4 protein-coding genes are annotated in these 3555 nt (G+C 61.5%); 1 reads left to right on the top strand and 3 read right to left on the bottom strand.

Features of this window, described 5'->3' with window-relative positions:
• Window positions 1-82: 82 nt before the first annotated feature.
• Genes catA through ACW9I6_RS31480 form a run of 3 tightly spaced genes read right to left on the bottom strand, consistent with a single transcriptional unit; the run spans window position 83 to window position 2486 of the window.
• Complete coding sequence (gene catA / locus ACW9I6_RS31490; protein WP_003212307.1) at window positions 83-1012, bottom strand: catechol 1,2-dioxygenase; 930 nt, start codon at window positions 1010-1012, stop codon at window positions 83-85.
• A gap of 42 nt (window positions 1013-1054) precedes the next feature.
• Window positions 1055-1345, bottom strand: coding sequence for a muconolactone Delta-isomerase (catC, locus tag ACW9I6_RS31485; protein WP_003212310.1), 291 nt, complete (start codon window positions 1343-1345; stop codon window positions 1055-1057).
• A gap of 16 nt (window positions 1346-1361) precedes the next feature.
• On the bottom strand, window positions 1362-2486 hold the full coding sequence (locus ACW9I6_RS31480) for a muconate cycloisomerase family protein (protein ID WP_003212312.1): 1125 nt from the start codon (window positions 2484-2486) through the stop codon (window positions 1362-1364).
• Between the two features lie 114 nt (window positions 2487-2600).
• On the opposite strand from ACW9I6_RS31480, the gene ACW9I6_RS31475 reads away from it, so the two are divergent.
• Window positions 2601-3476: a LysR family transcriptional regulator gene (locus ACW9I6_RS31475; RefSeq protein WP_003212314.1), complete on the top strand. Its 876-nt coding sequence runs from the start codon at window positions 2601-2603 to the stop codon at window positions 3474-3476.
• Window positions 3477-3555 lie beyond the last annotated feature (79 nt).

Genomic DNA, 3555 nt, shown 5'->3' with positions numbered 1-3555 from the left:
AAGGCGGAGTGTCAGTAACCGGAAATATTGACTGATCCACCGCATTCGCGAGCAAGCCCGCTCCCACATTTTTTTACCGCGTTCAGTCTTCGAGCGCGCGAACTCGTTGCATACGTTTCTGTTCGACAGGCGCCGCCGCAGGCTGCAACTCAAAGTCAAAATCAATCTGCGCAAACTGCCCTTCCACACCAAATTCCTTTGCCAGGTTTGCGTCCTCGCTGAAGCGAATTTCGGCGATCAACTCATCCCGCGTCGCATAGGCAAAATCATCATGCAGGTACGGGTCATCCGACAGGTTGATCTGCGTGGTCAGGTGCCGATGGCCCGGCGCCGAGATGAAGAAGTGGATATGCGCCGGCCGCTGGCCATGGCGCCCCAACTGGTCCAGCAACTGCTGGGTCGGCCCGGTCGGCGGGCAGCCATACCCCGACGGCACGATGCTGCGAAAACGGTAGTTGCCCTGGGCATCGGTCTCGATTCGCCGACGCAGGTTGAACTCCGACTGCGTGCTGTCAAACCACGAATACGTACCACCGGTATTGGCCTGCCATACATCGACAATCGCCCCCGCCAACGGCTTGCCATTGGTGTCGCGCACCTGGCCCTGCATGAACAGCGGCACGCCCGGGTCCTGCCCGTCGTCCAGCCGCGCCTCGAACTTGGACAGCGGCGCACCGGCCACATACAGCGGGCCTTCGATGGTGCGCGGGGTGCCGCCGGACTTGCCGGCTTCCTCGTCCGCCGCGTCCATCAGCATGTCCAGGTAATGCTCCAGGCCCAGGCCTGCCGCGAGCAAGCCGGCTTCCTGGTTCTTGCCCAGTTCGTTGAGGTAGTTGACCGCCTTCCAGAACTCTTCCGGAGTCACTTCCAGGTCTTCGATGATGTTCACCGTGTCCCGCAGGATCCGGTAGATCAGCGCCTTGGCCCGTGGGTTGCCGCCGTCGTTAAGGTTACCGCTGGCTTCTTCGAGAAACTGTTGGGCATGAGCAGTCTGGGAAAGTCGGATGGACATGGTGCAATCCTCATCTTGTAATTATTAGGTGAAAAAACAGACTCAGCGATCATCCTCACGGATCGACGATGGATGCCGGCACAGGGCATTCACTTCGATGGCCATGTAAGGATAAAGCGGCAGTTGCATCAACAGGTCATGCAGTTCCTGCACGCTGTCGACATCGAACACGCTGTAGTTGGCGTACAGCCCGGCGATGCGCCACAGGTGGCGCCATTTGCCTTGCTCCTGGAGCCGCTGGGAGAAGGCTTTTTCTTCAGCCTTGAGGCCGGCAGCGCGCTCGGGGTTCATGTCGACGGGCAGGTTCACGGTCATTTTTACGTGGAACAACATCGCAGGTGTCCTCTTGTTAGTTATCGCGACGGAAGAACGCCAGGCGCTCTTCATCGATGGCCAGGCCCAGGCCCGGAGCGGTGGAGACATGCAGGTGGAAATCGCGGTACACCAGCGGCTCGGCGAGGATGTCTTCGGTGAGCAGCAGCGGGCCGAACAGCTCGGTGTCCCACGCCAGTTTGTTCAAGGTGAGGAACGCGTGGGCCGAAGCCAGGGTACCGATACCGCCTTCGAGCATGGTGCCGCCGTACAGGCCGATGCCCGCCGCTTCGGCAATCGCCGCGGTGCGCAATACCGCACGCGGCCCGCCGTTTTTGGCGATCTTCAGGGCGAACACCGAGGCCGCGCCTTCGCGGGCCAGGTTGAAGGCATCTTCCACGCATTCGATGGATTCGTCGGCCATGATCGGCGCCGGGCTCGACAGGTTGAGCCGCACCATGCCGCCGCGGTTGTTGCGCGAGATCGGTTGTTCGATCAGGTCGATACCGTTGTCCCCCAGCACCTTGCAGGCGCGCAGGGCCACGGCTTCGTCCCAGGCCTGGTTGACGTCGACCCGCACACTGGCGCGGTCGCCCAGGGCTTTTTTGATCGCGATGACGTGGGCCAGGTCCTGGCTGACTTCACCGGCGCCGATCTTCAATTTGAAAATGCGGTGGCGGCGCAGGTCGAGCATCTTCTCGGCCTCGGCGATGTCTTTTTCGGTGTTGCCGCTGGCCAGGGTCCAGGCCACCGGCAAGGCGTCCCGCACGCGGCCGCCGAGCAATTCGCTGACCGGCAGGTTCAGGCGTTTGCCGAGGGCATCCAGCAAGGCGCTTTCGATACCCGACTTGGCAAAGGTGTTGCCCCGGATGCTGCGCTCCAGGCGCAACATGGCGGCATTGATGTTGCTCGCGTCCTGGCCGAGCAGCAGCGGCGCGAAGTGCCGGTCGATGTTGATCTTGATGCTGTCGGGGCTTTCATTGCCGTAGCTCAGGCCACCGATGGTGGTGGATTCACCGATGCCTTCGATACCGTCGGCGCAGCGCACGCGGATGATCACCAGGGTCTGGTTCTGCATCGTGTGCATCGCCAGTTTGTGCGGGCGGATGGTAGGGAGATCGACGATGATGGTCTCGATCGACTCGATGGCGCAAATCGGCATGGCAATACCCGTTGGGTTCTTTATAGATTCGGCCTGATTCTGTTCCGGATCTCTGCTGGCTTCCAATATAGAATGAGTCTCGAACAATACCCTTAAGGTATGAATGGAGTCCTTATGGAACTGCGCCATCTGCGTTACTTCCAGGTGCTGGGGGAAACCCTCAACTTCACCCGCGCCGCCGAACGCCTGCACATTGCCCAGCCGCCGCTGAGCCGGCAGATCCAGCAATTGGAGGACGAACTGGGTGTGGTGCTGCTGGAACGTGGGCGCCCGTTGCGCCTGACCGAAGCCGGGCGGTTTTTCTATGAGCACGCCAATGTGCTGCTGGAGCAACTGGGCAAGGTGTGTGACAACACCCGGCGCATCGGCCTTGGGCAGAAAACCTGGCTGGGCATCGGTTTTGCGCCGTCGACGCTGTACGGCGTGCTGCCGGAGTTGATTCGCCGGCTGCGCAGCCACGATGGCCTGGAGCTGGAGTTGGGCCTGTCGGAGATGACCACGCTGCAACAGGTCGAAGCCCTCAAGGCCGGGCGGATTGACGTAGGCTTCGGGCGGATTCGCATCGACGACCCGGCCATTGTGCAGCGGGTGTTGGTGGAGGACCGGTTGGTGGCGGTGTTGCCCGCCGGACATCCCCTGCTGGGCGCCCCGGCCACCCTGGCGCAATTGGCCGCTGAACCCTTCGTGCTGTATCCCGGCAACCCGCGCCCGAGCTACGCCGACCATGTGATCGCGCTGTTCGATGCCCATGGCTTGAGCCTGAAGGTTTCGCAGTGGACCAACGAATTGCAGACCGCCATTGGTCTGGTCGGCGCAGGCATGGGCGTGACCCTGGTACCGGCCTCGGTGCAGGTGCTGCACCGCGCAGACATTGGCTATACGCCGGTGGTGGAAGCCACCGCCACGTCGCCGATCATTCTCAGCCGGCGGATCAATGACCAGTCGCCGGGGCTCAGTCATTGCCTGCAACTGGTGGAAGAGTTGATTTAAAAGAACACCACACATCCAATGTGGGAGCGGGCTTGCTCGCGAATGCGCAGTGTCAGTCACCGAATGAGTTGGCTGATGC

It is taken from the genome of Pseudomonas sp. SDO5522_S412 (assembly GCF_054071215.1).
This window is presented reverse-complemented; position numbering and strand designations above follow the sequence as displayed.

Bases quoted from the DNA above. Each gene is read 5' to 3' on its own strand.
- catA (WP_003212307.1), bottom strand. From the start codon at position 1,012: ATGTCCATCCGACTTTCCCAGACTGCTCATGCCCAACAGTTTCTCGAA.
- catC (WP_003212310.1), bottom strand. From the start codon at position 1,345: ATGTTGTTCCACGTAAAAATGACCGTGAACCTGCCCGTCGACATGAAC.
- ACW9I6_RS31480 (WP_003212312.1), bottom strand. From the start codon at position 2,486: ATGCCGATTTGCGCCATCGAGTCGATCGAGACCATCATCGTCGATCTC.
- ACW9I6_RS31475 (WP_003212314.1), top strand. From the start codon at position 2,601: ATGGAACTGCGCCATCTGCGTTACTTCCAGGTGCTGGGGGAAACCCTC.